The 22988-nt window shown below is 64.8% G+C and carries 19 protein-coding genes and 1 tRNA gene; 14 read left to right on the top strand and 6 right to left on the bottom strand.

Going from position 1 to position 22988, the window contains the following annotated elements:
- Positions 1–58: 58 nt before the first annotated feature.
- Genes AB4Y79_RS03520 through AB4Y79_RS03510 form a run of 3 tightly spaced genes read right to left on the bottom strand, consistent with a single transcriptional unit; the run spans position 59 to position 2141 of the window.
- A complete protein-coding gene (locus tag AB4Y79_RS03520; RefSeq protein WP_308930261.1) occupies positions 59–322 on the bottom strand; it encodes a PspC domain-containing protein in 264 nt (87 codons plus the stop codon).
- A 3-nt stretch (positions 323–325) separates the two neighbouring features.
- The gene (locus tag AB4Y79_RS03515; RefSeq protein ID WP_441858774.1) at positions 326–580 is read right to left on the bottom strand and encodes a hypothetical protein; all 255 of its coding nucleotides are present in this window, start codon (positions 578–580) and stop codon (positions 326–328) included.
- Between the two features lies 1 nt (position 581).
- Entirely contained in the window at positions 582–2141 is a 1560-nt protein-coding gene (locus tag AB4Y79_RS03510; protein WP_441858771.1) for a PspC domain-containing protein, read from the bottom strand.
- 125 nt (positions 2142–2266) lie between these two features.
- Between AB4Y79_RS03510 and AB4Y79_RS03505 the strand changes: the two genes are divergently transcribed.
- Both AB4Y79_RS03505 and AB4Y79_RS03500 read left to right on the top strand, forming a co-directional pair.
- Positions 2267–3604, top strand: coding sequence for a PspC domain-containing protein (locus tag AB4Y79_RS03505; RefSeq protein ID WP_441858770.1), 1338 nt, complete (start codon positions 2267–2269; stop codon positions 3602–3604).
- Positions 3601–4302, top strand: coding sequence for a LuxR C-terminal-related transcriptional regulator (locus tag AB4Y79_RS03500; RefSeq protein ID WP_441858768.1), 702 nt, complete (start codon positions 3601–3603; stop codon positions 4300–4302). Before AB4Y79_RS03505 ends, AB4Y79_RS03500 begins: the two co-directional genes overlap by 4 nt.
- Positions 4303–4404: 102 nt before the next feature.
- On the opposite strand, the gene AB4Y79_RS03495 is transcribed toward AB4Y79_RS03500, so the two are convergent.
- Positions 4405–5622, bottom strand: coding sequence for a pyridoxal phosphate-dependent aminotransferase (locus tag AB4Y79_RS03495; protein WP_441858766.1), 1218 nt, complete (start codon positions 5620–5622; stop codon positions 4405–4407).
- A 277-nt stretch (positions 5623–5899) separates the two neighbouring features.
- Between AB4Y79_RS03495 and AB4Y79_RS03490 the strand changes: the two genes are divergently transcribed.
- From AB4Y79_RS03490 to rplL, 9 genes are all read left to right on the top strand, one after another.
- A tRNA-Trp gene (locus AB4Y79_RS03490) sits at positions 5900–5972 on the top strand.
- An 83-nt stretch (positions 5973–6055) separates the two neighbouring features.
- Positions 6056–6340: a preprotein translocase subunit SecE gene (gene secE / locus AB4Y79_RS03485; RefSeq protein WP_018760474.1), complete on the top strand. Its 285-nt coding sequence runs from the start codon at positions 6056–6058 to the stop codon at positions 6338–6340.
- A 115-nt stretch (positions 6341–6455) separates the two neighbouring features.
- Positions 6456–7277 (top strand): transcription termination/antitermination protein NusG, encoded by an 822-nt coding sequence (gene nusG, locus AB4Y79_RS03480; protein WP_441858764.1) that lies wholly within the window; start codon positions 6456–6458, stop codon positions 7275–7277.
- 128 nt (positions 7278–7405) lie between these two features.
- A complete protein-coding gene (gene rplK, locus AB4Y79_RS03475; RefSeq protein WP_018760472.1) occupies positions 7406–7837 on the top strand; it encodes a 50S ribosomal protein L11 in 432 nt (143 codons plus the stop codon).
- 178 nt (positions 7838–8015) lie between these two features.
- A complete protein-coding gene (gene rplA, locus AB4Y79_RS03470) occupies positions 8016–8723 on the top strand; it encodes a 50S ribosomal protein L1 (RefSeq protein WP_018760471.1) in 708 nt (235 codons plus the stop codon).
- Positions 8724–8836: 113 nt separating this feature from the next.
- The gene (locus AB4Y79_RS03465; protein WP_441858761.1) at positions 8837–9976 is read left to right on the top strand and encodes a GNAT family N-acetyltransferase; all 1140 of its coding nucleotides are present in this window, start codon (positions 8837–8839) and stop codon (positions 9974–9976) included.
- A gap of 7 nt (positions 9977–9983) precedes the next feature.
- Positions 9984–11102 (top strand): GNAT family N-acetyltransferase, encoded by a 1119-nt coding sequence (locus AB4Y79_RS03460; protein ID WP_441858759.1) that lies wholly within the window; start codon positions 9984–9986, stop codon positions 11100–11102.
- A gap of 296 nt (positions 11103–11398) precedes the next feature.
- Positions 11399–11980 carry a 50S ribosomal protein L10 gene (gene rplJ / locus AB4Y79_RS03455; protein WP_141942696.1) on the top strand — a complete coding sequence of 194 codons (582 nt, stop codon included), beginning with the start codon at positions 11399–11401 and terminating at the stop codon, positions 11978–11980.
- 78 nt (positions 11981–12058) lie between these two features.
- The gene (rplL, locus tag AB4Y79_RS03450; RefSeq protein WP_139029946.1) at positions 12059–12433 is read left to right on the top strand and encodes a 50S ribosomal protein L7/L12; all 375 of its coding nucleotides are present in this window, start codon (positions 12059–12061) and stop codon (positions 12431–12433) included.
- A 73-nt stretch (positions 12434–12506) separates the two neighbouring features.
- Here rplL and AB4Y79_RS03445 read toward each other — a convergent pair whose 3' ends face one another.
- Positions 12507–13004: an aminoacyl-tRNA deacylase gene (locus AB4Y79_RS03445; protein WP_441858756.1), complete on the bottom strand. Its 498-nt coding sequence runs from the start codon at positions 13002–13004 to the stop codon at positions 12507–12509.
- Positions 13004–14203 (bottom strand): acetyl-CoA C-acetyltransferase, encoded by a 1200-nt coding sequence (locus AB4Y79_RS03440; RefSeq protein WP_441858901.1) that lies wholly within the window; start codon positions 14201–14203, stop codon positions 13004–13006. The genes AB4Y79_RS03445 and AB4Y79_RS03440 overlap by 1 nt, the downstream gene beginning before the upstream one ends.
- 269 nt (positions 14204–14472) lie before the next feature.
- On the opposite strand from AB4Y79_RS03440, the gene AB4Y79_RS03435 reads away from it, so the two are divergent.
- The 3 genes from AB4Y79_RS03435 (at position 14473) to AB4Y79_RS03425 (ending at position 22749) form a co-directional block, all read left to right on the top strand.
- Entirely contained in the window at positions 14473–14937 is a 465-nt protein-coding gene (locus AB4Y79_RS03435; protein WP_441858754.1) for a hypothetical protein, read from the top strand.
- A 299-nt stretch (positions 14938–15236) separates the two neighbouring features.
- Positions 15237–18746 carry a DNA-directed RNA polymerase subunit beta gene (gene rpoB / locus AB4Y79_RS03430; protein WP_141942688.1) on the top strand — a complete coding sequence of 1170 codons (3510 nt, stop codon included), beginning with the start codon at positions 15237–15239 and terminating at the stop codon, positions 18744–18746.
- Between the two features lie 103 nt (positions 18747–18849).
- The gene (locus tag AB4Y79_RS03425) at positions 18850–22749 is read left to right on the top strand and encodes a DNA-directed RNA polymerase subunit beta' (RefSeq protein ID WP_308930274.1); all 3900 of its coding nucleotides are present in this window, start codon (positions 18850–18852) and stop codon (positions 22747–22749) included.
- Positions 22750–22988 lie beyond the last annotated feature (239 nt).

The following is a 22988-nucleotide window of genomic DNA, read 5'->3' as shown; positions in this document are numbered from 1 at the left end:
ATTCGTGATTCGTTCACGAGTGCGGGGGCCTGGTGCTCTCTGGGAGGCGCATTCGCGGCTACATTTTTGGCCCATTGATGGAGCGGCGCTCCAGGAATGTTTGCAGCGGGATCTCGTCGCGCTGGTCCGGCAGCACCACCCATGCCAGCAGGTAGAAGACGACGGCGGGTCCCGGCAGGAGGCAGAACAGCAGGAACGCGATGCGGACGTAAGCCACGTCCACGTTCAGCTTGGCCGCGATGCCGCCCAGCACCCCGCCCAGCCAGCGTTGCGGGCCGCGCTTCAGGCCAAGGCCCCTGACAATGCCGAAGAACTTATCCATGGTCTAAGACTTCCCTTTCATTGGGTCGTTGTCACGTTTGCGGGCAGAGAGCAGGCCGCCGGCCACCAGGGCCACGCCCGCTCCGATCATCAGGCCGATCAGGACGTAGGTCCCGTTGAGGGTGACGATGCCGAGCTGGGCCACGATGATCAGTGCGGCCAAGGCCAGGACGATCAAGCCCCACACCACAGTTCCCACCCTGGCAGGTGCCGCTCCGGCATAGTCCTGGCCCGACGTCGTCGGAATGTTGCTGTCCATGTCAGTTGCCTTCCTGGATAGTGACGTTGCTGAACGTGCCATCGATCTGCACCACAAGGTGGTTGCCGGGCTTGTCCGTGTTATAGCTGCTCTCGCGGGTGGTGGTCCCGCCGCGCTGGGCGGTGCCCTCGTTCAGGTTTCCCATGGTCATGTCCGCCTTGATATCCACGGGCAGGTTCTGCGGGATCACCACGGTCACGTTGCTGGCGGTGATATCGAGCGGAACCACGACGTCGGAGGTCAGGGGGGCGGTCGGGGACAGGTCCGTGAGGTTGACGGTTCCCCGTCCGGCAGTGATGTCGATTCCGCCGCGCGCCTCCTCGATGCTGGCGGGGTTCCAGTCCACCTGCTGGAAACGCATCCGGCTGTCATTCGCCACGTTGTAGACGCCGCCGGTGATCAGGGCGATCACGGCGAACAGGCTCAGGATCCCCGAGGTCCGGCCCCGCAGTCCAGCCACCAGGATGCCCAGGCCCAGGACTGCTGCGGCGCTGGCCCAGACAATCGCGTTGCCGGAGCCGCCAAGATCGATGACGTGGCCGGCGTCAAGTGCCTTGAGCCCTCCGCCCACCAGCAGAGCGGAGCCGGCGGCTATGGCGACGGCGGGGGCACCGGGGCCGGCCGGTCGGGGCTTGGGCGGCCGCGGCGGTACCCACGGCGCCGGATAGCCGGACCCGCCGGGACCCCCGCCACCGGGCACGCTGGGGCCGCCGGTACCTCCGGGCGCCCCCGCCCCCGGGCCCGTCCCGGCAGGGCCGCCGGCGGTGCCGCCGCTGTAGGGAGGCGCTGGAGGGAATCCCTGGGTGGGGCCCGACGTCGTGGCGGCGGAGAAGGATGACGTATGTTCAGTACCCGGGCGTCCCGTCGTGTACGGCATGCCCGGGGCCGCCGGCGCATAGCCCGCCATGGTGGGACGGGCCTTGTTGCGCTGGGAGAGGTGGTAGATCAGGAAGATCGCGCCGGCCACCCAGAAGACGGTCCAGAGAAGCCCGCTCAAGCCGTTGTGGCTCCAACCCCAGAACCCTCCGCCCAGGCCGGTGAGTCCCAGGACCGTAGCGATCAGTGCGCCTGTCATCCCGCTGGACCAGCGCCCGGCACCGGCTTCCTGGACATGGATCCTTCCGTCCGGTTCCGGGAGGAGGGCCCAGGCAAGGCCATAGAGCAATACGCCTATGCCCGCAAGGAGGGTCAGGACAACAAGGGCGCCGCGGATGATGATCGGATCCACCCCGAGCCGGTGGGCAATGCCGCTGCAGACGCCGCCGATCCAGCGGTCGGTGCCGCGGGAGATGCCCTGGCTGCGGATCCAGCCGAAGAAGTCGTTTGACGGCGGAGGCGGGGTGGGGGATGCATGGAATGCGTAGCCCTGCGCGGGGTCGGCAGCGGGAGGAGCGGTGGGACCGCCCTGCGCACCGCCGGAGAGACGTTCGGAGGTGCTCGACGCGGGGCCGGGAGGAACCGCGTCGGAGGCCGGCAGCGGCTCTGTGGGCCGCTGGCTGCCCGCACCTGGCAACGGCTCGGTTGGGTGTTCGTCGTCGGGGGAAGGGGTTTGCGAGTTCATACCTCGATCCTCCCGTCCAAGCCCGTTCCCGCTCTACTGGGGGAAACCCTGAACGGTCCCTGAGCCGTCCCCGGGAAACCACGGCACGCGGTCCGGGCAACCCTGATCCATGCTTGGATTGACCCATGACAACCCTCCCGGTGCGGCCGCCCCTGGCCCGGAGCAGTGACCGGGTCATCGCCGGCGTGTGTGCCGGCCTGGCCCTGCATCTCGGATGGCCCGTGAAGAACGTCCGCTGGGGCATGGTCCTCGCGTCCTTCGCAGGCGGAGCGGGCCTGGTGTTCTACGCATGGCTCTGGATCATGGTTCCCACCGCGGATGAGGCTGCACGGCGCAATACCCGCCGCCCGGCGTCGCCCATTGCTCCGGCGGTGAGCCAGCCGGCCACCGCAACAACGGGCCACGAAGGAAGTCCCGGGGATACAGCGGGTTCCGTGCCGCCCGGCGCGGCCGGGCCGTCCAGTCCACCGTGGTTCCGGGTGCGGGGGATGCGCTACGGCAAGGAAATCCTGCTCGGTTGCGGGCTCCTGCTGGTGGCCGGAATCATGATTGCCCAGATGCTGGGCGTGGATGTGTCGCTGGGGACCCTGATTCCCGCCGCCGCCGTCCTGGGCGGCGCCTCGATCGCCTGGATGCAGCTGGATGAGACGCGCCGGGCGGGACTCGTGGACAAGACCAAGGCGGACCAGGCCGGCGGGTGGGGCAGGCTGGCAGCGGGACTGGCGCTGGTGGTTGCCGGTGTCCTGGTGATGGTGTCCGGATCGGGTTCCTGGGAACAGACCTGGCTCGCGCTGCTGGCTTCCGTGGCCGTGCTGGGTGGGGTGGTGCTGGTGCTGCTGCCATGGGCGTTGAAGTTCTGGCGGGACCTGGAAGCCGAGCGGGCCGGCCGGATCCGGGAAACGGAACGCGCGGAAATCGCCGCGCACCTGCACGACTCCGTCCTGCAGACGCTCGCCCTGATCCAGCGGCGGGCCGGCAGCGAGCACGACGTCGTCCGCCTGGCCCGAGCACAGGAACGGGAATTGCGCGGCTGGCTCTTCCAGGACCACGGACGCGAAAGTGGCCAGCTGTCGGATCGCATCAAGGCCGCAGCCGCCGAGGTGGAGGACCTGCTTGGCAACGCCGTAGAGGTGGTCACGGTAGGCGATGCCGCCATGACGGAAGCCCATGAAGCCCTGGTCCAGGCCAGCCGCGAGGCCATGCTCAACGCCTCCCGGCACGGCGGCGGAACCGTCTCCGTATACCTGGAGGCATCGGATGCGCAGGCAGAGATCTTCATCAAGGACAGGGGCCCAGGTTTTGAGCTGGGGGACGTCCCGCCGGACAGGCTCGGCGTCCGGGAATCGATCATCGGCAGAATGAAAAGGCATGGCGGCTCGGCTGCCATCCTCAGTACGGATGACGGCACCGAGGTTCGCCTGAGGTTGCCGGCAGCGGCGGAGAACGCGGAAGGGAAATCATGAGCACGATCCAGGGGACAGGGACAGGGGCAGGGGCCGCGGCAGGCCGGCCGGCCAAATCCGTTCGGGTGGTGATTGTGGATGACCACGCCATCTTCCGGTCCGGGCTGAAAGCGGATCTCGACGCCAGCATCCACGTCGTGGGGGAGGCCGCCACCGTGGAGCAGGCCATCGCCGTGATCGCCGAACAGCGGCCCGACGTCGTCCTCCTGGACGTGCACCTGCCCGGTGGGCTGGGCGGCGGTGGCCGGGAAGTCATCGCCGGCTCCGTACCGCTCCTCTCCGGCACCCGGTTCCTGGCCCTGAGCGTTTCCGACGCGGCGGAGGACGTGGTGGCCGTGATCCGCGCCGGCGCTAGGGGTTACGTCACCAAGACCATCTCCGGCGCCGAGATCACCGATGCCGTGTTCCGGGTGGCCGGCGGCGATGCCGTGTTCTCGCCGCGCCTGGCGGGGTTCGTCCTGGACGCGTTCGGAACCGCCCCTGCGGATATTGCCGACGACGAGCTGGATAAGCTCTCCGCCCGCGAACTGGAGGTTATGCGGCTCATCGCCCGGGGCTACAGCTACAAGGAAGTGGCCAAGGAACTCTTTATCAGCATCAAGACCGTGGAAACCCATGTGTCCGCTGTGCTGAGGAAACTGCAGCTCTCCAGCCGCCACGAGCTGACCAAGTGGGCCGCCGAGCGCCGCCTGCTTTAGAACGCCCGCTCACCTTTGACGTCTTAAACACCAACGCCCGCTCACTTCCTCAAGGAAAGTGAGCGGGCGTTGGTGTTTCGGGTGCCAGAAGTGAGCGGGCGTTTACTGGGCCTTGCCCAGGAAGTCCTGCAGGCGCTGGACGCCGGCGGCGAGGTCGTCATCGCCCAGTGCGTAGGACAGCCGGACGAATCCGGACGGACCGAACGCCTCGCCGGGGACCACCGCCACCTCAACCTCATCCAGGATGAGGGCGGCAAGCTCGGCAGACGTTTGCGGCGTGGCCGTGCCGGACGCAGTCGGGAATTCCTTGCCCAGCAGCCCCCGGACGTCCGCGTAGACGTAGAAGGCACCCTTCGGCGTCGGGCATTCCACCCCGTCGATGGCGTTCAGGCCGGCAACGATGGCCTTGCGGCGGCGGTCGAAGGCCACCTTCATCTCGTCGACGGCGGTCAGCGGACCGGACACGGCAGCGAGGGCAGCGATCTGCATGATGTTGGACACGTTGGACGTGGCGTGCGACTGAAGGTTGGTGGCGGCCTTGATGACGTCGGCCGGGCCGATCATCCAGCCCACGCGCCAACCGGTCATCGCGTACGTCTTGGCGACGCCGTTGAGGATGACCACCTTGTCGCCCAGCTCGGGGGCCGCGGTAGCGATGGAGGTGAAGGGCACGCCGTCGTAGGTCAGGTGCTCGTATATCTCGTCCGTTACCACCCACAGGCCCTTGGCTGCGGCCCACTTCCCGATCTCCGCCACCTGCTCCGGCGAGTAGACAGCGCCGGTGGGGTTCGACGGCGAGACGAACAACAGGATCTTCGTCTTGTCCGTGACAGCCGCCTCCAGCTGATCGACCGTCACCAGGTAGTCCTGCTCCGGCCCGGCGAAAACTTCCACCGGCACGCCGCCGGCCAGGCGGATCGCCTCAGGGTAGGTGGTCCAGAACGGGGTGGGAACGATCACTTCGTCGCCCGGATCCACCAGGGTGGCGAAGGTGTTGTACACAGCCTGCTTGCCGCCGTTGGTTACCAGTACCTGTGAAGGATCAACGGTGTACCCGGAGTCCCGGAGTGTCTTTTCGGCGATGGCCTTCTTCAGCTCCGGCAGGCCGCCCGCCGGGGAATAGCGGTGGTACTTGGGCTGGGCGGCAGCTTCAATGGCGGCCTGGACAATGTAGTCCGGCGTGGGAAAGTCGGGCTCGCCCGCACCGAAGCCAATAACCGGCCGGCCTGCTGCCTTGAGCGCCTTCGCCTTGGCATCAACGGCAAGGGTTGCGGATTCGGCAATTGCGGATATGCGTTTGGAAACGCGGGCGGCAGACATGGCAGGTCCGTTCTTCGCTTGCAGCCGGCAGGCTGGAATATGGGTTTCGACGAGTTCTACTCTAAGCTGTTCACCGGACCCTCCGGGGAGCCGGTTTGGTTTTGTGACTGCCACTCGCCGCACAAGTCGGACCGGCCGGCGGATGGGCCGGGTCGGGCCGGTTTTACCTACGCGAAGTTCTTGCGTAGACTGGTTCACCGGTGTTGAAACACGGATGATGGCGTGCGCCCCAGTACAAGCTGGTGCTTGAGTCGTCAAAGAGTGGCATTCATTCCAAAGGGTAGTGGCGCAATTGGTAGCGCAGCGGTCTCCAAAACCGCAGGTTGCAGGTTCGAGTCCTGTCTGCCCTGCGCAAGCTGTTCCCGGGCGAAAGCCCGGGGCAGGCGCAGCAACCATGGTTCTGATCAGGGCCGGGTAATCCACCATTGCAAAGATGAGCGAGGACCAGGTGACCGAAACAGCTGCCAGCAGCTCCAAGGGCCGCCCAGCTAAGAAGGAAGCCAAGGCAAGCTTCTTCGCCCGCATTGCTCTCTTTGTCCGCCAGATCATTGGCGAACTCAAGAAGGTTGTGGCGCCCACCCGCAAGGAACTGATCAACTACACGCTCGTGGTGCTGGTGTTCGTGGCCATCATGATGGTCATCGTCAGCCTGCTGGACATTGGTTTCGGAACCGCTGTCAGCTGGATCTTCGGCGGTACCGGCTCGACGGACAGCTAAGGCTGTATGGTCCGCAGGCCGCGTGTTTCGTCCGGGAAACCGGAAGGGAAACGCCGGCGTGCGGAATTGAGCCATTTAAATAGGCATGTTAGGCAATGAGGAAGCAGGAGACCAAGTGTCTGAGCAGGAGCTCGAGGTAACCGAGTCTGGGCTGGAAGAGTCCCAGGACGTCGCGGCAGAAGCCGGTGAAGAGTCCGAGGTTGAGTCCTTCGCGCCCGAATCCGACGACGCCGGCTCCGATGCTGACGACGTCGCCGGTGAAGAAGCCGACGCCGCAGAAGACGGCGACGACGAGTCCGCCGACGCCCTCGCCGCCGCAGCGGCTTCCGCAGCCGCTGATCCCGCCGAGGAGTTCAAGGCCAAGCTGCGCCGCCAGGAGGGTGACTGGTACGTCATCCACTCCTACGCCGGTTACGAGAACCGCGTGAAGGCAAACCTTGAAACCCGCATCCAGACCCTGGACATGGAAGATTACATCTTCGAAATCCAGGTGCCCATGGAAGAAGTCGTGGAGATCAAGAACGCCCAGCGCAAGGTGATCAACCGCGTCCGCATCCCCGGCTACGTCCTGGTCCGCATGGACCTCACCGACGCCTCCTGGGGCGCCGTCCGCCACACCCCCGGCGTCACCGGCTTCGTGGGCAACGCCCACAACCCGGTCCCGCTGCGCCTGGACGAGGTCTTCTCCATGCTCGCCCCTGTCTTCGAAGAGGAGCAGGCCGAGAAGGGCAAGCCGGTCAACAAGCAAAACCAGGCTCCCGTGGCCGTCGACTTCGAGGTCGGCGAGTCCGTCATCGTCAAGGAAGGTCCGTTCGAGACCCTCCCTGCCACGATCTCCGAGATCAAGCCCGAGTCCCAGACCCTGGTGGTACTGGTCTCCATCTTCGAGCGCGAAACGCCTGTCACCCTGGCGTTCAACCAGGTCTCCAAGATCTGACAACCCTAGAATTCGTTCCGGCACCGCCCGCTTAGCGGCACCGGAACGGCCGGCCGCCTTGCCATGGCGGCCACAAACCTGAGGCACGCTCCTGTGCCCCAGGACGTTATTGAGAGAAGGACCCTACATTGGCTCCCAAGAAGAAGGTCACCGGCCTCATCAAGCTGCAGATCCAGGCAGGTGCCGCCAACCCGGCCCCGCCGATCGGTCCTGCGCTTGGCCAGCACGGTGTCAACATCATGGAATTCTGCAAGGCGTACAACGCTGCGACGGAAGCCCAGCGCGGAAACGTCATCCCCGTGGAAATCACGGTCTACGAGGACCGTTCCTTCACGTTCATCACCAAGACCCCGCCGGCTGCAGAGCTCATCAAGAAGGCTGCAGGCGTTGCCAAGGGTTCATCCACCCCGCACACCGTCAAGGTTGCCAAGCTGACCCAGGCCCAGGTCAACGAGATCGCCTCCACCAAGATGGAAGACCTCAACGCCACCAGCCTCGAAGGCGCAGCCAAGATCATCGCCGGCACCGCCCGCTCCATGGGCATCACCGTCGAGGGCTAATAACCCTTTCCGCTGTCCGCCGTCAGGATTTTGACGACGACGGGCCGCACCGCCGGGACACCGGCACCACACTAATTGAAATGTCGGGCATCCGGACCGGATAACGAACCGGACCACCGACTGTGGCAGGGCCCAGCGCGGTCCGCAGACCACAACTGCACAAGGAGAAATAAGCAGCATGGCAAAGCGCAGCAAAGCATATGAGGCAGCAGCCGCCAAGATCGACGCGGAGAAGCACTACGCACCGTTCGAGGCAGTAACGCTGGCCAAGGACACCAACCCGTCCAAGTTCGATGCAACCGTCGAGGTGGCTTTCCGCCTGGGCGTTGACCCCCGCAAGGCCGACCAGATGGTCCGCGGTACGGTCAACCTGCCCCACGGCACCGGTAAGACCGCTCGCGTCCTGGTCTTCGCCACGGGCGACAAGGCAGAGGCCGCAATCGCAGCCGGCGCCGACTTCGTTGGCTCCGACGACCTGATCGAAAAGATCGCAGCCGGCTGGACCGACTTCGACGCTGCCGTTGCCACCCCTGACCTCATGGGCAAGGTTGGCCGCCTCGGTAAGGTCCTGGGTCCGCGTAACCTGATGCCGAACCCGAAGACGGGCACCGTGACCCCCGACGTCACCAAGGCAGTCAACGACATCAAGGGTGGAAAGATCGACTTCCGCGTCGACAAGCACTCCAACCTGCACTTCATCATCGGCAAGGTTTCGTTCGACGCCATCAAGCTGGCCGAGAACTACGCAGCAGCGCTGGAAGAGGTGCTTCGCCTGAAGCCTTCTGCCGCCAAGGGCCGCTACATCCAGAAGGCCACCGTTGCCACCACGTTCGGTCCCGGCATCTCCGTCGACCCCAACGTCACCAAGGTGCTCACCGAAGCATAGTCCTTGATTGAAGTTCCTGCTCCGGGCTGATTCCGGAGCATCGGGAGCCCGTCCGATGCTTATGCGTCGTGGCGGGCTCCTTTGTTGTCCGGGTGTTTGCCTAAGCTGGCTGCATGGATAAACCGGACCCCGCTGGAGTCCCGCCTTTGCCGCCACGTGACGCGTTGGTAATTGCCGCCGTCGTGATCCCGCCCGGGGGAAGCGGCCCGGATGCCGCCCGGCCGTCCGCGGACCTCCGGACTTGCCAGGCCATGCGGGAGGCGGAGGACATGGCAGTGTGGGGCAACCTGGACCGCTGCCTGACAGACAAGGAAGCGCTCGAGTATTGGCGTGGCAACCGGTACGAAGAACGGCACCTCTTCCTGGCCCGGATCGGCAACGAACCGGTGGGGCTGTGTTCGGTCACTTTGCCGTTGCGGGACAACACGGCCACGGCAGGCATCGACGTCCTGGTGGTTCCCGGCAGGCGCCGCCGGGGGATTGGGCGTGCCCTGCTGAGGCACGCCGAATCCGTGGCCCGCACCCGCGGCCGGTCATCCCTGGCTGCCTTCCACGAAATACCGCTGGAAGTCCCGGCGGGTGGCGCCCGCATGCTGGCCGCGAAGTCCGGTGCCGGGCAGCTGCCCATGGACCATGCCGCAGGCGGCTTTGCCATGGCCGCCGGATACCAGCTGGAACAGGTGGAGCGCTCCAGCCGGCTGGCGCTTCCCGTGTCCGAATCCCTGTTGGCCCGGCTGGAGGCGGAAGGCCTTGCGCACGCAGAGCATTACACGCTGACGGCCTGGGATGATCACTGCCCGGAAACGTTGGTCGCCGGCTACGCGCGGCTCAGGGTGCGGATGAGCGAGGATGCCCCCACCGCAGGCATGGACTGGCAACGCGAGGACTGGGACGCCGCCAGGGTACGGGAGGACGAATCGACCCTCGGCCGCGGTGGCGTCAAGTCATCAGTGGCAGGCGCCGTGCACCGGCACACCGGCGAGCTGGTGGCCTATACGGTCCTGACCTGGCGTCCGGAGGTGCCGGAGCCGCTGATCCAGCAGGACACCCTGGTGGCGGCGGAGCAACGCGGCCACCGCTTGGGCATGCTGGTCAAGGCGGCCAACCTCCGCCGCGCGCAGGAAAAGTGGCCCTCGGCGCGCTCGGTCCTGACATGGAATGCCAGCGAAAACCAGCATATGCTGGCGATAAATACCGCACTTGGATTCAAGCCCGCTGGCTATGAAGGTGAGTGGCAGAAACGGCTGGGATGATGCCCGAATGGCTATAGACGTAAAGATCGAGCAGCTGTGGATCCCCGATTCCCTGGACACCCCTGACGCCGCGGACTTCCTGGCCGCCGTCGAGGTGGGCCGCAAAGTGCGGATGCAGACCTGGGGGAGTGACGATCTCGCCTATGGTCCGCTGGAAAAATTGCTCGAGTTCGCGGACCCCTATGAGCGCCAGCTGATCCTCGTTGCCAAGGTGGACGGGGACATCGTGGGGACCGTGGACATCGCGCTTCCGCTGACAGACCACCTGGACCTCGCCGAACTCACCCTGGATATCCTGCCAGAGTTCCAGCGTCAGGGCGTGGGGCGGCGCTTGCTCGAGGCCGCCGAGCAGCTGGCGCGGGGTGAAGGCCGCACCATGATCCTGGTGGACACCAACCACCCCGGCGCATCGCTCCACGAGTTTGGGCAGGCCCAGCTGGTCCCGGGCACCGGCCAGGGTTTCGTTCCCTTGGAAAGCCGGGAGGTGGAGTTCGCGCAAAAGACCGGCTACACACTCCAGCACATTGAGCAGTTCAGTTCCTGCGTGCTTCCCCTGGACACCAAGCTGGTGTCAGACCTCCAGGCCGAGGCAGAGGAAGCCAACGGCGGCAGGTACCGGCTGCACCATTGGACGGACCGCTGCCCGGACCGGTGGCTGGAGGCCGTGGCTGTCCTGGAGAACCAGGCGGGTGCCGACGTCGACCCTTCCCTCGACGTGCCGGTTGAGCAGGACATGGTGTTCGACGGCGGGATCCTGCGCGAGGCCGAAGACGTCGCCATCGCGCAGGGCAGGCGCACGGTGGTCACCGCCGTCGAACACATTGCCACGGGATCGCTGGTGGGACTGACCACCATCACCGTGCTCGCCCACCGCGCAGACGTCGTTTTCCAGGACGATACGCTGGTCCTGCAGGAACACCGCGGCAACAAGCTGGGCCTGCTGATTAAGGTGGCCAACATGGAACGGCTCAGCGAGCAGTTCCCGGATGCGCGCATCATCTACACCTGGAACGCGCCGGAGAACCGGTACCTCTTGACGGTCAACAAGCAGCTTGGATTCCAGACGGCAGGGGTGACCGGCATCTGGCAAAAGGAACTCCCCACGCTGCGGACCAGCACCAGCTGACCGCCGATTTGGCGGACTGGCGCCCCCTCGCGTAAGCTGGGAGTACCAAAGACCGTCGGTTGTTGGAAATCCACTCTCCTGTACATGGCTCAACTCTGCAGTTGTGCGCCGGAGGCCACAGTGGGTTTCCGGACGAAGGACCCTCAACGCAGGGCGGCCGGCGCAGGTGAACGAAGCAAAGCTCCGCGGTCAAACCGTGTTGAGCCAAGCCCCGTGCATCTGCGCGGGGCGTTTTTAGTTTTAGCTCTCTTGAGCGGGGACCGTCGAATACCGGCACTATCCCCGGAAGGAGGGTTATGGCAACGCCTACCAAGGTTTCAGCAGTAGCTGAGATCACTAACGATTTCAAGGAATCGAACGCCGCTGTCCTGACCGAATACCGCGGGCTCACCGTTGCACAGCTCAAGCAGCTGCGTGTTTCTCTCGGCCAGGACACCAAGTTCGCGGTCGTCAAGAACACCCTGACCGCCATTGCAGCCAAGGAAGCCGGCGTCGAAGCATTCGACGGCCAGCTTGCCGGCCCCACTGCAATCGCGTTCATCAAGGGTGACGCAGTTGCCGCTGCCAAGAGCCTGACGGATTTTGCCAAGGCCAACAAGCAGCTGGTCATCAAGACCGGTTACTTCGAGGGCAAGGCACTGGACGCCACCGAGGTCGCCGCCCTGGCTGCCCTCGAGTCCCGTGAGCTTCAGCTCGCCAAGGTTGCAGGCGTCCTCAAGGCACCCGCCGCCGCAGCTGCACGCATCATCGATGCACTGCGCCTCAAGCTTGAAGAAGAGAACGGTGCACCGGCAGCTGCCGAAGCGCCTGCCGCTGAAGAAGCTCCCGCCGCTGAAGCCGAGGCACCCGCCGAAGCTCCCGCTGCCGAAGAGAACTAATTCTCTTTACCCCACCAGACTCCGGTGTCATGCCCGGCTCCGCGCCGCTCGGACACCACAACAGGAAGGACGCCAACCATGGCGAAGCTCAGCAACGAAGAGCTCATTGAAGCTTTCAAGGAACTGACCATCATCGAGCTCTCCGAGTTCGTCAAGCTCTTCGAAGAGACCTTCGAAGTTACCGCCGCTGCTGTTGCAGTTGCTGGCCCCGCCGGCGCTGCTGCTGAAGAGGTTGAAGAGAAGACCGACTTCGACGTCGTCCTCGAAGCTGCCGGTGACAAGAAGATCGCAGTCATCAAGGAAGTTCGCGCCATCACCTCCCTCGGCCTCAAGGAAGCCAAGGACCTGGTTGACAGCGCACCGAAGGCTGTTCTCGAAGGCGCCACCAAGGAAGCTGCCGAGAAGGCCAAGGAGCAGCTCGAGGCTGCAGGCGCCACCGTTACCCTCAAGTAACAACGCCTTTTTCCTTCGGAAACCCCGTCCACTTCAGTGGGCGGGGTTTCCTGCTTTATGCGGGGCGGAGCGGTCAGCCGGGATCTGAGATGTCGGCGACCACCGCATCCAGGGCCGCGGTCAGTGAGTCGGCGTCAACGAAAGCGCTGTAGCCGTGGGCTCCGGCGCCCATGGAGATCCGGCGCCCGCTGATCGTGGCGTCGGCATAGACGGGCCAGGCCGTGGTGCTGCCCAGCGGCGTGATGGTGCCACGCTCGTAGCCGGTCGCTTCCAGTGCGATGTCTGCCGGTGGCAGCGAGAGCTTGTTGACGCCCACCAGGGACCGGAGCTTGGGCCAGGAGATCTGGCGATCGCCGGGAATCAGGGCGAACAGGAAGGTGCCGTCCTTGTGCTTGACCACCAGTGACTTCACGATGTCAGCGGGTTTGATGCCCAGGATGGCGGCGGCTTCCTCCGGGCTCCGCGCCGGCGGGCGTTCCACCACGTCAACCTGCAGGCCCCGGGCCGCGGCGTCGGCCAGGAAGCGTTCCCGTCCGACGGCGTCCGTTCCGTTTCCGGTTGCGCCCGCCATCAGTCGCGGTACAGCAGGAGGGCTTCGCCCTGCCCGCCCCCGCCGCAGAGTGACACGGCGGCTTTTCCACTTCCGCGCCGCTTCAGCTCATGTGCCGCGTGGGCGGCGAGCCGGGCTCCTGATGCCCCGATTGGGTGTCCCAGGGCGATGGCACCGCCGTGGATGTTGCACTTCTCCAGGGGGTAGTCCAGGTCCTTGAGCGATTGGACCGCCACGGAACCAAAGGCCTCGTTGATCTCAATGAAATCCAGGTCCGCAGTGCTCCAGCCGGCCTTGCCCAAGGCGTTCATGATGGCGTTGGAAGGCTGGGAATGCAGGGAATTGTCCGGGCCGGCCACCTGCCCCGGCTTTCCCACCACGGCAAGGTACTCCAGCCCGTGCTCCTCGGCATAGCCGCGGGAGGCGAGCACCAGGGCGGCGGCGCCGTCGGACAGGGGAGAGGAGTTGCCCGCGGTGATGGTGCCGTCGGTCACAAACGCTGCGCGCAGGCCTGCCAGCGACTCAACCGAGGTGTTGGGGCGGACGCCTTCGTCGGTCTCCACCACCAGGGGGTCGCCTTTGCGCTGCTTGACGCTGATCGGTGCGATCTCGCCGTCGAACGTTCCGTTCTTAGCCGCCAGTGCCGCACGCTGGTGCGACTGGGCGGCCACGTTGTCCTGGGAACTGCGGTCGATGCCCAGCGTGAGGTTCCGGGTTTCAGTGGACAGGCCCATGGATTGCCCGTCAAAGGCGTCGGTCAGTCCGTCATTGGCAGCCGCGTCCAGGGCCTGGATGGAGCCATACGTCCATCCCTGGCGCGAGCCCGGCAGCAGGTGCGGCGCCCGGCTCATCGATTCCTGGCCGCCTGCCACCACCACGGCGGCCTCACCGGCCCGGATCATGCGGGCGGCGTCGATCACCGCGGTGAGCCCGGAGAGGCACACTTTATTCACCGTCACGGCGGGGACGTTCCAGCCGATCCCGGCTCCGATGGAGCTCTGCCGTGCGGGATTCTGGCCTGCGCCCGCCTGCAACACTTGCCCCATGATCACAGCCTCCACATCGGCCGCTTCAACGCCGCTGGCCGCCAAGGCAGCCTTGATGGCATGGGCGCCAAGGTCCACCGCCGTCAGGCTGGACAGTTGGCCGTTGATGCGGCCCTGCGGGGTCCGCGCTGCTGCAAGGACGACAACGTCACTGTTGTCAGGAGAGTTGCCCATGATCATCACTTTCAATCCGGTTCCGGTGTAAGCCACCAAGGCTATCGTGAGCCTGGTCACCCAACTATTCAAACGCCGGAACACCTGTGCGCATTCCGGTGTCCCGGCTGCTGCGGGTCCGGCCACTGCGGGCGGCCGGGTTAAGGGTGCGGGCAGGGCAGGGGTCCCCATCCTCCCGGTGTGCACGACGGCGGCGGCTTGCGTAGGGTGGTGGGCGAGGCTTTTCAGGGGGACACCGGGTCCGGGGCCGTGACGGACGGAGCGAGATCATGAAGGCGACACTTGCCGCAGCAGCCCTTGCAGCCCTTGCCGCACTGACAGGCTGCTCGGTGTCGACACCCGCACCGGCGGAATCAACGCAGCAGCCTGCTCCGTCCTCGACCCGGTCCAGCGGCGGCAGCACGCCCCGTGCGTCAGCAGACGCCGGCAGCCCGAGCGCGGGCGCCAGGGAAGCCTGCGAACTCTTCAACAAACTCTTCGCCGACTACGCTGCGGTTTCCCCCACCGACGCAAAAGGCTATGAGGACGTCTACCTGAAGGCCCAGGACGCCAAGGGCACCGTTTCCGGGGACCTCGAGGGGCTTTTCGCCTCGCTCAGTCTGCTCGCGATCGACCACTCGGCCGCCGCTGAGTCCGGCAGCACGCCTGCCCAGGAGTCCAAGGACGCCGTGCGGGACGCCGTCTTCGCGAACGCGGGGACCTGCACTGCGGAAGGTGTCACGCTGCGCCTGTAAGGACGGCCGGCGGACAGCGCGAAAACAGTGCTTGCAATCCGGCCGGATGTGGGGTAGACACGTAGGTTGTTTTGCCGTATCGTAGATATTTGCGTCTTCCCTGTTTACCTTCAGCCTTCATATAGCGGTGGGCTTTGCCTGGCAGCTGGCAATCAACGTGCCGTGACAACGTCACAGCATCGTCAGCACGGGTCCCGGGTCATATAGCGGAACCGGATGGTAGCGCTGCGGAGTCACTTTCGCAGGGTGCACAGCGGGGGAGATCTGAAAACGCCTGAAGGTCTGTGGAAGGATCCCTCTTGGTCGCCTCGAGCACCTCTAATAACGAAACCGCTAACACCGCCGACAGCACTGATGGTGCCACTCGCCGGCTCTCATTCGCAAAGATTCACGAACCTCTTGACGTTCCGAATCTGCTTGCCCTGCAGACAGACAGCTTCGATTGGCTGGTCGGCAATGAGCGCTGGCAGGCACGCGTGGCAAAGGCTGTCGAAGAAAACGATCTCAGCGTCGCCACCACGTCCGGCCTGTCGGACATCTTCGAAGAGATCTCCCCGATCGAGGACTTCCAGGGCACCATGTCCCTGAGCTTCTCCGATCCGGAGTTCGCTGACCCCAAGTACACTATGGCCGAGTGCAAGGACCGGGACGCAACGTACTCGGCTCCTTTGTACGTCAAGGCCGAGTTCATGAACAACAACACGGGCGAAATCAAGCAGCAGACCGTGTTCATGGGCGATTTCCCGCTGATGACCGAGAAGGGCACCTTCGTGGTCAACGGCACCGAGCGTGTCGTCGTCTCCCAGCTGGTCCGTTCACCGGGCGCCTACTTCGAGCGCGCCGCTGACAAGACCAGCGACAAGGACATCTTCACCGCCAAGATCATCCCGTCCCGCGGTGCCTGGTTCGAGCTCGAGATCGACAAGCGCGACCAGGTCGGTGTCCGCCTCGACCGCAAGCGCAAGCAGTCCGTCACAGTCCTGCTCAAGGCCCTTGGCTGGACCGAAGGCCAGATTCTCGAAGAGTTCGGCCAGTACGACTCCATGCGGGCAACCCTGGAGAAGGACGCCACCGAGACCCGCGAAGACGCCCTGCTGGACATCTACCGCAAGCTGCGGCCGGGCGAGCCGCCCACCGTCGAGGCTGCCCAGTCCCTGCTGGACAACCTGTACTTCAACTCCAAGCGCTACGATCTGGCCAAGGTTGGCCGTTACAAGATCAACCGCAAGCTCGGCATCGACCGCTCCCTTGGCGACAAGGAAGCCTCGGTCCTGCACGTTGAAGACATCGTCGCCATGATCAAGTTCCTCGTCGCGCTGCACGCCGGCGAGAAAACCATCAAGGGCACCCGCGATGGCCAGGAAGTGGACCTGCGCGTCGAAATCGACGACATCGACCACTTCGGCAACCGCCGCATCCGCGCCGTCGGCGAGCTCATCGAGAACCAGGTCCGCACCGGCCTGTCCCGCATGGAGCGCGTCGTCCGCGAGCGCATGACCACCCAGGACGTCGAGGCCATCACGCCGCAGACCCTGATCAACATCCGCCCCGTGGTTGCAGCCATCAAGGAGTTCTTCGGAACGTCCCAGCTGTCGCAGTTCATGGACCAGAACAACCCGCTCTCGGGCCTGACCCACAAGCGCCGCCTGTCCGCGCTTGGCCCGGGTGGTCTGTCCCGTGACCGCGCCGGCATGGAAGTCCGTGACGTGCACCCGTCCCACTACGGACGTATGTGCCCCATCGAAACTCCTGAAGGCCCGAACATTGGCCTGATCGGTTCGCTGGCATCCTACGGCCGCATCAACCCGTTCGGTTTCATCGAAACCCCGTACCGGCTGGTCAAGGACGGCGTCGTGTCCGACGACGTCCAGTACCTGACGGCCGACGACGAGGCCGAGGTGCTGATCGCACAGGCCAACGCGCCGCTGGATGAGAACAACAAGTTCGCCGAGGACACCGTGCTGGTCCGTGCCCGCGGTGGTGGAGGCGAGCCCGTCCTGGTTCCGGCCGAGGATGTCGAGTTCATGGACGTTTCCCCGCGCCAGATGGTGTCCGTGGCAACCGCCCTGATCCCGTTCCTGGAGCACGACGACGCCAACCGTGCGCTCATGGGTGCCAACATGCAGCGCCAGGCCGTGCCGCTGGTCCGTTCCGAGGCTCCGTTCGTGGGCACCGGCATGGAGCGCGCCGCCGCCGTCGATGCCGGTGACGTTGTCATCGCCAAGAAGGCCGGTGTGGTCACCGAGGTTTCCGCCGAGCTCGTCATCATGCTCAACGACGACGGCACCGAGACCAACTACCGCATCAACAAGTTCGCCCGTTCCAACCAGGGCAACTGCTACAACCACCGCGTCCTGGTGAACGAAGGCCAGCGCCTGGAGGTCGGCGGCATCATCGCCGACGGTCCGGCAACGGACCAGGGTGAACTCGCACTCGGCAAGAACCTGCTCGTGGCATTCATGTCATGGGAAGGCCACAACTTCGAGGACGCCATCATCCTCTCGCAGCGCATCGTTGCCGAGGACGTCCTTTCCTCCATCCACATCGAGGAGCACGAGATCGATGCCCGCGACACCAAGCTTGGTGCCGAGGAAATCACCCGTGACATCCCCAACGTGTCCGAGGAAGTCCTGGCCGGCCTGGACGAACGCGGCATCATCCACATCGGTGCCGAGGTTGAAGCAGGGGACATCCTGGTCGGAAAGGTCACCCCGAAGGGTGAAACCGAGCTGACCCCGGAAGAGCGCCTGCTGCGCGCCATCTTCGGTGAGAAGTCCCGCGAAGTGCGCGACACCTCCCTGAAGGTGCCGCACGGCGAGTCCGGCACCGTCATCGGCGTTCGCGTCTTCGACCGCGACAACGACGACGAGCTGCCCCCGGGCGTGAACCAGCTGGTGCGCGTCTACGTGGCTGCCAAGCGCAAGATCACCGACGGCGACAAGCTCGCCGGCCGCCACGGCAACAAGGGCGTTATCTCCAAGATCCTCCCCGTCGAGGACATGCCCTTCCTTGCCGACGGTACCCCCGTTGACATCGTCCTGAACCCGCTGGGTGTTCCGGGTCGTATGAACGTGGGCCAGGTGCTCGAAACGCACCTCGGCTGGGTTGCCAAGACCGGTTGGAAGATCGAAGGCGAGCCCGAGTGGGTCAAGCAGCTGCCGAACCTGCCGCGCGAGAGTGGTCCCACCACTGTTGCCACGCCGGTGTTCGACGGTGCCCGCGAAGAGGAAATCACGGGCCTGCTGGACTCCACCAACGTGACCCGCGACGGTGACCGCCTGATCAACTCCTCGGGCAAGACCCGCCTGTTTGACGGCCGCTCCGGTGAGCCGTTCCCGGATCCGATCTCGGTCGGCTACATGTACATCCTGAAGCTCCACCACCTGGTGGACGACAAGATCCACGCGCGCTCCACCGGCCCGTACTCCATGATCACGCAGCAGCCGCTGGGTGGTAAGGCACAGTTCGGCGGCCAGCGCTTCGGTGAAATGGAAGTGTGGGCGCTCGAGGCTTACGGCGCTGCCTACACGCTCCAGGAACTCCTCACGATCAAGTCGGATGACATCCACGGTCGTGTGAAGGTCTACGAAGCGATCGTCAAGGGCGAGAACATCCCCGAGCCGGGCGTTCCCGAATCCTTCAAGGTCTTGATCAAGGAAATGCAGTCGCTGTGCCTGAACGTGGAAGTTCTTTCCACGGACGGAACCACGATTGAAATGCGTGACTCTGATGACGCAGTCTTCACGGCTGCGGAAGAACTGGGCATCGATCTGTCTCGTGCAGAGCCCAGCTCCGTAGAAGAGGTCTAGCAGGAGGTTTACGACGGCGGGTGACCACCCGCCGTCGTATGCCCCCTCCCTCATCCCGCACCAAGACTTCAGAATTTAGAGAACAAGAGAGAACAGGGACCATATGTCCAGCGAATCCTCCTTCGGCCTCATGCAGATCGGCCTCGCCACCGCGGAAGACATCCGCGGCTGGTCGTACGGCGAGGTTAAGAAGCCGGAAACCATCAACTACCGCACGCTCAAGCCCGAGAAGGACGGCCTCTTCTGTGAGAAGATCTTCGGCCCGTCCCGGGACTGGGAATGCTACTGCGGCAAGTACAAGCGCGTGCGCTTCAAGGGCATCATCTGTGAGCGCTGTGGCGTTGAAGTCACCCGCGCCAAGGTCCGCCGTGAGCGCATGGGCCACATCGAGCTTGCGGCTCCCGTCACGCACATCTGGTACTTCAAGGGTGTTCCGTCCCGCCTGGGCTACCTCCTTGACCTGGCCCCGAAGGACCTCGAAAAGGTCATCTACTTCGCTGCCTACATGATCACCAGCGTCGACGAGGCTGCCCGCCACGAGGAACTGCCCAACCTGCAGGTTGAGCACGACATCGAGAAGAAGCAGCTGATCGACAACCGCGACGCCGACATCGCCGCGATCGCCCGCGACCTCGAAGGCGAAATCGCACGCCTCGAGGGCGAAGGCGCCAAGGCAGCCGACAAGAAGAAGGCCCGCGACTCCGCCGACCGCCAGATGGCCAACGTGCGCAAGCGTGCCGACGCCGACATTGAGCGCCTCGAGCAGGTCTGGGACCGCTTCAAGAACCTCAAGGTCGCCGACCTCGAAGGTGACGAGGGCCTGTACCGCGAACTGCGCGACCGCTACGGCATGTACTTCGAAGGCTCCATGGGTGCTGAAGCCATCAAGAAGCGCCTTGAGAACTTCGACATGCAGGCCGAGTCGGACCTGCTGCGCGACATCATTGCCAACGGCAAGGGCCAGCGCAAGACCCGGGCCCTCAAGCGCCTGAAGGTGGTCAACGCGTTCCTGACCACCAACAACAGCCCGCTCGGCATGGTGCTCGACGCCGTCCCGGTGATCCCGCCGGAACTGCGCCCGATGGTCCAGCTGGACGGTGGCCGCTTCGCGACCTCCGACCTGAACGACCTGTACCGCCGCGTGATCAACCGCAACAACCGCCTCAAGCGCCTGCTTGACCTGGGTGCTCCGGAGATCATCGTCAACAACGAGAAGCGCATGCTTCAGGAAGCTGTTGACAGCCTCTTCGACAACGGCCGTCGCGGCCGTCCGGTCACCGGACCGGGCAACCGTCCGCTGAAGTCCCTGAGCGACATGCTCAAGGGCAAGCAGGGCCGTTTCCGCCAGAACCTCCTCGGCAAGCGCGTCGACTACTCCGGCCGTTCGGTCATCGTCGTCGGCCCGCAGCTGAAGCTGCACCAGTGTGGCCTGCCCAAGCAGATGGCGCTGGAGCTCTTCAAGCCGTTCGTGATGAAGCGCCTGGTTGACCTCAACCACGCCCAGAACATCAAGTCGGCCAAGCGGATGGTGGAGCGCTACCGCCCGCAGGTTTGGGACGTGCTCGAAGAGATCATCACCGAACACCCGGTGCTGCTCAACCGTGCACCTACCCTGCACCGCCTGGGCATCCAGGCCTTCGAGCCGCAGCTTGTTGAAGGCAAGGCAATCCAGCTGCACCCGCTGGTTTGTGGCGCGTTCAACGCCGACTTCGACGGCGACCAGATGGCAGTCCACCTGCCGCTGAGCCCCGAGGCACAGGCTGAGGCCCGCATCCTGATGCTGTCCTCGAACAACATCCTGAAGCCCTCCGACGGACGCCCGGTCACCCTGCCCTCGCAGGATATGATCATCGGCCTCTACCACCTGACCACCAAGCGCAAGGGTTCAGCCGGTGAAGGCCGCATCTTCGGTTCGGTTTCGGAAGCCATCATGGCGTTCGACGCCCGCGAGCTGCACCTGAACTCGCAGGTCAAGATCCGTCTCGAAGGGTTCGTGCCGTACGCCGGCTGGGAAGCTCCGGAAGGCTGGGAGCAGGGTCAGCCCGCACTCGTCCAGACCTCCCTGGGCCAGGTCCTCTTCAACGAGACCCTGCCCGAGGACTACCCCTGGGTTGAGGCTGTCGCCGACAAGGGCGAACTGTCCCGCATTGTCAACGATCTCGCCGAGCGCTACCCGAAGGTTGTTACCGCGGCAACGCTGGACAACCTGAAGGATGCCGGTTTCTACTGGGCCACCCGCTCAGGCGTCACCGTCGCCATCTCGGACATCGAGGTTCCGGCCGCGAAGCCCCAGATCCTTGCCGGTTACGAGGAGCGCGCCGCCAAGATCCAGGGCCAGTATGACAAGGGCCTGATCGACGACGACGAGCGTCGCCAGGAACTGATCGAGATCTGGAACAAGGCAACCAACGAGATCGCCCAGGCGATGCGTGACAGCCTGTCCCCGATGAACACCATCAACCGCATGGTGTCCTCCGGTGCCCGTGGTAACTGGATGCAGGTCCGTCAGATCGCGGGTATCCGTGGCCTGGTGGCCAACCCCAAGGGTGAGATCATCCCGCGTCCCATCAAGTCCTCCTACCGTGAGGGCCTGTCGGTGCTGGAATACTTCATCGCCACACACGGTGCCCGTAAGGGTCTGGCTGACACCGCGCTGCGTACCGCCAACTCGGGTTACCTGACCCGTCGTCTGGTGGACGTCTCGCAGGACGTCATCGTCCGCGAAGAGGACTGCGGCACCGAGCGTGGCCTGGTCACGCCCATTGCCGTCGCCGATTCCAACGGTGAGCTGGTCTTGGACGAGAACGTCGAGAACAGTGCCTACGCACGTACCCTCGCTGTCGACGTCGTTGACTCCGAGGGCAAGGTCCTCGCAGCCGCCGGCACCGACTGCGGTGACGTGGTGATTGACGAGCTGTTCAAGGCCGGCATCACCGAGGTCAAGGTCCGCTCCGTACTCACCTGTGAGTCCAGCGTCGGCACCTGCGCACTGTGCTACGGCCGTTCCCTGGCCACCGGCAAGACCGTGGATATCGGCGAGGCCGTGGGCATCATCGCCGCACAGTCCATCGGCGAGCCCGGTACCCAGCTGACCATGCGTACGTTCCACACCGGTGGTGCTGTTTCCGCCAGCGGTGGCGACGACATCACCCAGGGTCTGCCCCGTATCCAGGAGCTCTTCGAAGCCCGTACTCCGAAGGGTGTCGCTCCGATTGCTGAAGCAGCCGGCCGCATCACCATCGAAGAGTCCGAGCGCCAGATGCGCCTGGTCATCACCCCTGATGACGGAACGGAAGAGATCGCTTACCCGGTCCTGCGCCGTTCACGCCTGCTCATCGAAGACGGCGACCACGTCACCGTTGGCCAGAAGCTGATCAACGGTCCCGTGGATCCCAAGCAGGTCCTGCGCATCATGGGTCCGCGTGCCGCCCAGAAGTTCCTGGTGGACGAGGTCCAGGGCGTGTACCGCAGCCAGGGCATCGGTATCCACGACAAGCACGTCGAGGTTATCGTCCGCCAAATGCTGCGCCGCGTCACGGTCATCGAGTCCGGCGAATCGGACCTGCTGCCCGGCGAGCTCGCCGAACGGAGCCGGTTCGAGGAGGCCAACCGCCGCGTTGTGTCCGAGGGCAAGACTCCGGCTTCCGGACGTCCCGAGCTCATGGGTATCACCAAGGCGTCGCTGGCCACCGAGTCCTGGCTGTCGGCCGCTTCCTTCCAGGAGACCACCCGCGTCCTGACGCAGGCGGCCATGGAAGGCAAGAGCGATCCGCTGCTTGGCCTGAAGGAAAACGTCATCATCGGTAAGCTGATCCCGGCCGGCACGGGCCTCCCGCGCTACACGGAGGTCACCGTCGAGCCCACTGAAGAAGCGAAGGCCAACCTGTTCACCGGCCCCAGCGCATTCAGCGATTTCTCGTACGACACCCTGGGCGGTGATGGAGCTCCTGAGTTCCACGCCATCCCGCTGGATGACTACGACCTCGGGAACGACTTCCGGTAACCAACTCCGGTAGAGCCTGAAAAGGGATGGTCCCGCACCGCATGGTGGGGGACCATCCCCGTTTAACCCGTCGATTAAGGCATGGACCCTGTCCGTGGTAGACTGGTTACCAATTGTTATTGTGGCAGTGGATGAGTGCGCCGGTTCCAGCTGAAAGGCTGAACCGCAGCGACGTTTCCGGTTTGCAGGGTTCTTGTGCAACGTATGCCACATTTTTGCATGCCTAGGGACTGATAGGA

It is taken from the genome of Pseudarthrobacter sp. YAF2, assembly GCF_052113345.1.
Lineage (GTDB): Bacteria > Actinomycetota > Actinomycetes > Actinomycetales > Micrococcaceae > Arthrobacter.
This window is presented reverse-complemented; position numbering and strand designations above follow the sequence as displayed.

Coding starts and splice junctions, on each gene's coding strand:
- AB4Y79_RS03520 (WP_308930261.1), bottom strand. CDS start 322: ATGGATAAGTTCTTCGGCATTGTCAGGGGCCTTGGCCTGAAGCGCGGC.
- AB4Y79_RS03515 (WP_441858774.1), bottom strand. CDS start 580: ATGGACAGCAACATTCCGACGACGTCGGGCCAGGACTATGCCGGAGCG.
- AB4Y79_RS03510 (WP_441858771.1), bottom strand. CDS start 2,141: ATGAACTCGCAAACCCCTTCCCCCGACGACGAACACCCAACCGAGCCG.
- AB4Y79_RS03505 (WP_441858770.1), top strand. CDS start 2,267: ATGACAACCCTCCCGGTGCGGCCGCCCCTGGCCCGGAGCAGTGACCGG.
- AB4Y79_RS03500 (WP_441858768.1), top strand. CDS start 3,601: ATGAGCACGATCCAGGGGACAGGGACAGGGGCAGGGGCCGCGGCAGGC.
- AB4Y79_RS03495 (WP_441858766.1), bottom strand. CDS start 5,622: ATGTCTGCCGCCCGCGTTTCCAAACGCATATCCGCAATTGCCGAATCC.
- secE (WP_018760474.1), top strand. CDS start 6,056: ATGAGCGAGGACCAGGTGACCGAAACAGCTGCCAGCAGCTCCAAGGGC.
- rplA (WP_018760471.1), top strand. CDS start 8,016: ATGGCAAAGCGCAGCAAAGCATATGAGGCAGCAGCCGCCAAGATCGAC.
- AB4Y79_RS03465 (WP_441858761.1), top strand. CDS start 8,837: ATGGATAAACCGGACCCCGCTGGAGTCCCGCCTTTGCCGCCACGTGAC.
- AB4Y79_RS03460 (WP_441858759.1), top strand. CDS start 9,984: ATGGCTATAGACGTAAAGATCGAGCAGCTGTGGATCCCCGATTCCCTG.
- rplJ (WP_141942696.1), top strand. CDS start 11,399: ATGGCAACGCCTACCAAGGTTTCAGCAGTAGCTGAGATCACTAACGAT.
- rplL (WP_139029946.1), top strand. CDS start 12,059: ATGGCGAAGCTCAGCAACGAAGAGCTCATTGAAGCTTTCAAGGAACTG.
- AB4Y79_RS03445 (WP_441858756.1), bottom strand. CDS start 13,004: ATGGCGGGCGCAACCGGAAACGGAACGGACGCCGTCGGACGGGAACGC.
- AB4Y79_RS03440 (WP_441858901.1), bottom strand. CDS start 14,203: ATGGGCAACTCTCCTGACAACAGTGACGTTGTCGTCCTTGCAGCAGCG.
- AB4Y79_RS03435 (WP_441858754.1), top strand. CDS start 14,473: ATGAAGGCGACACTTGCCGCAGCAGCCCTTGCAGCCCTTGCCGCACTG.
- AB4Y79_RS03425 (WP_308930274.1), top strand. CDS start 18,850: ATGTCCAGCGAATCCTCCTTCGGCCTCATGCAGATCGGCCTCGCCACC.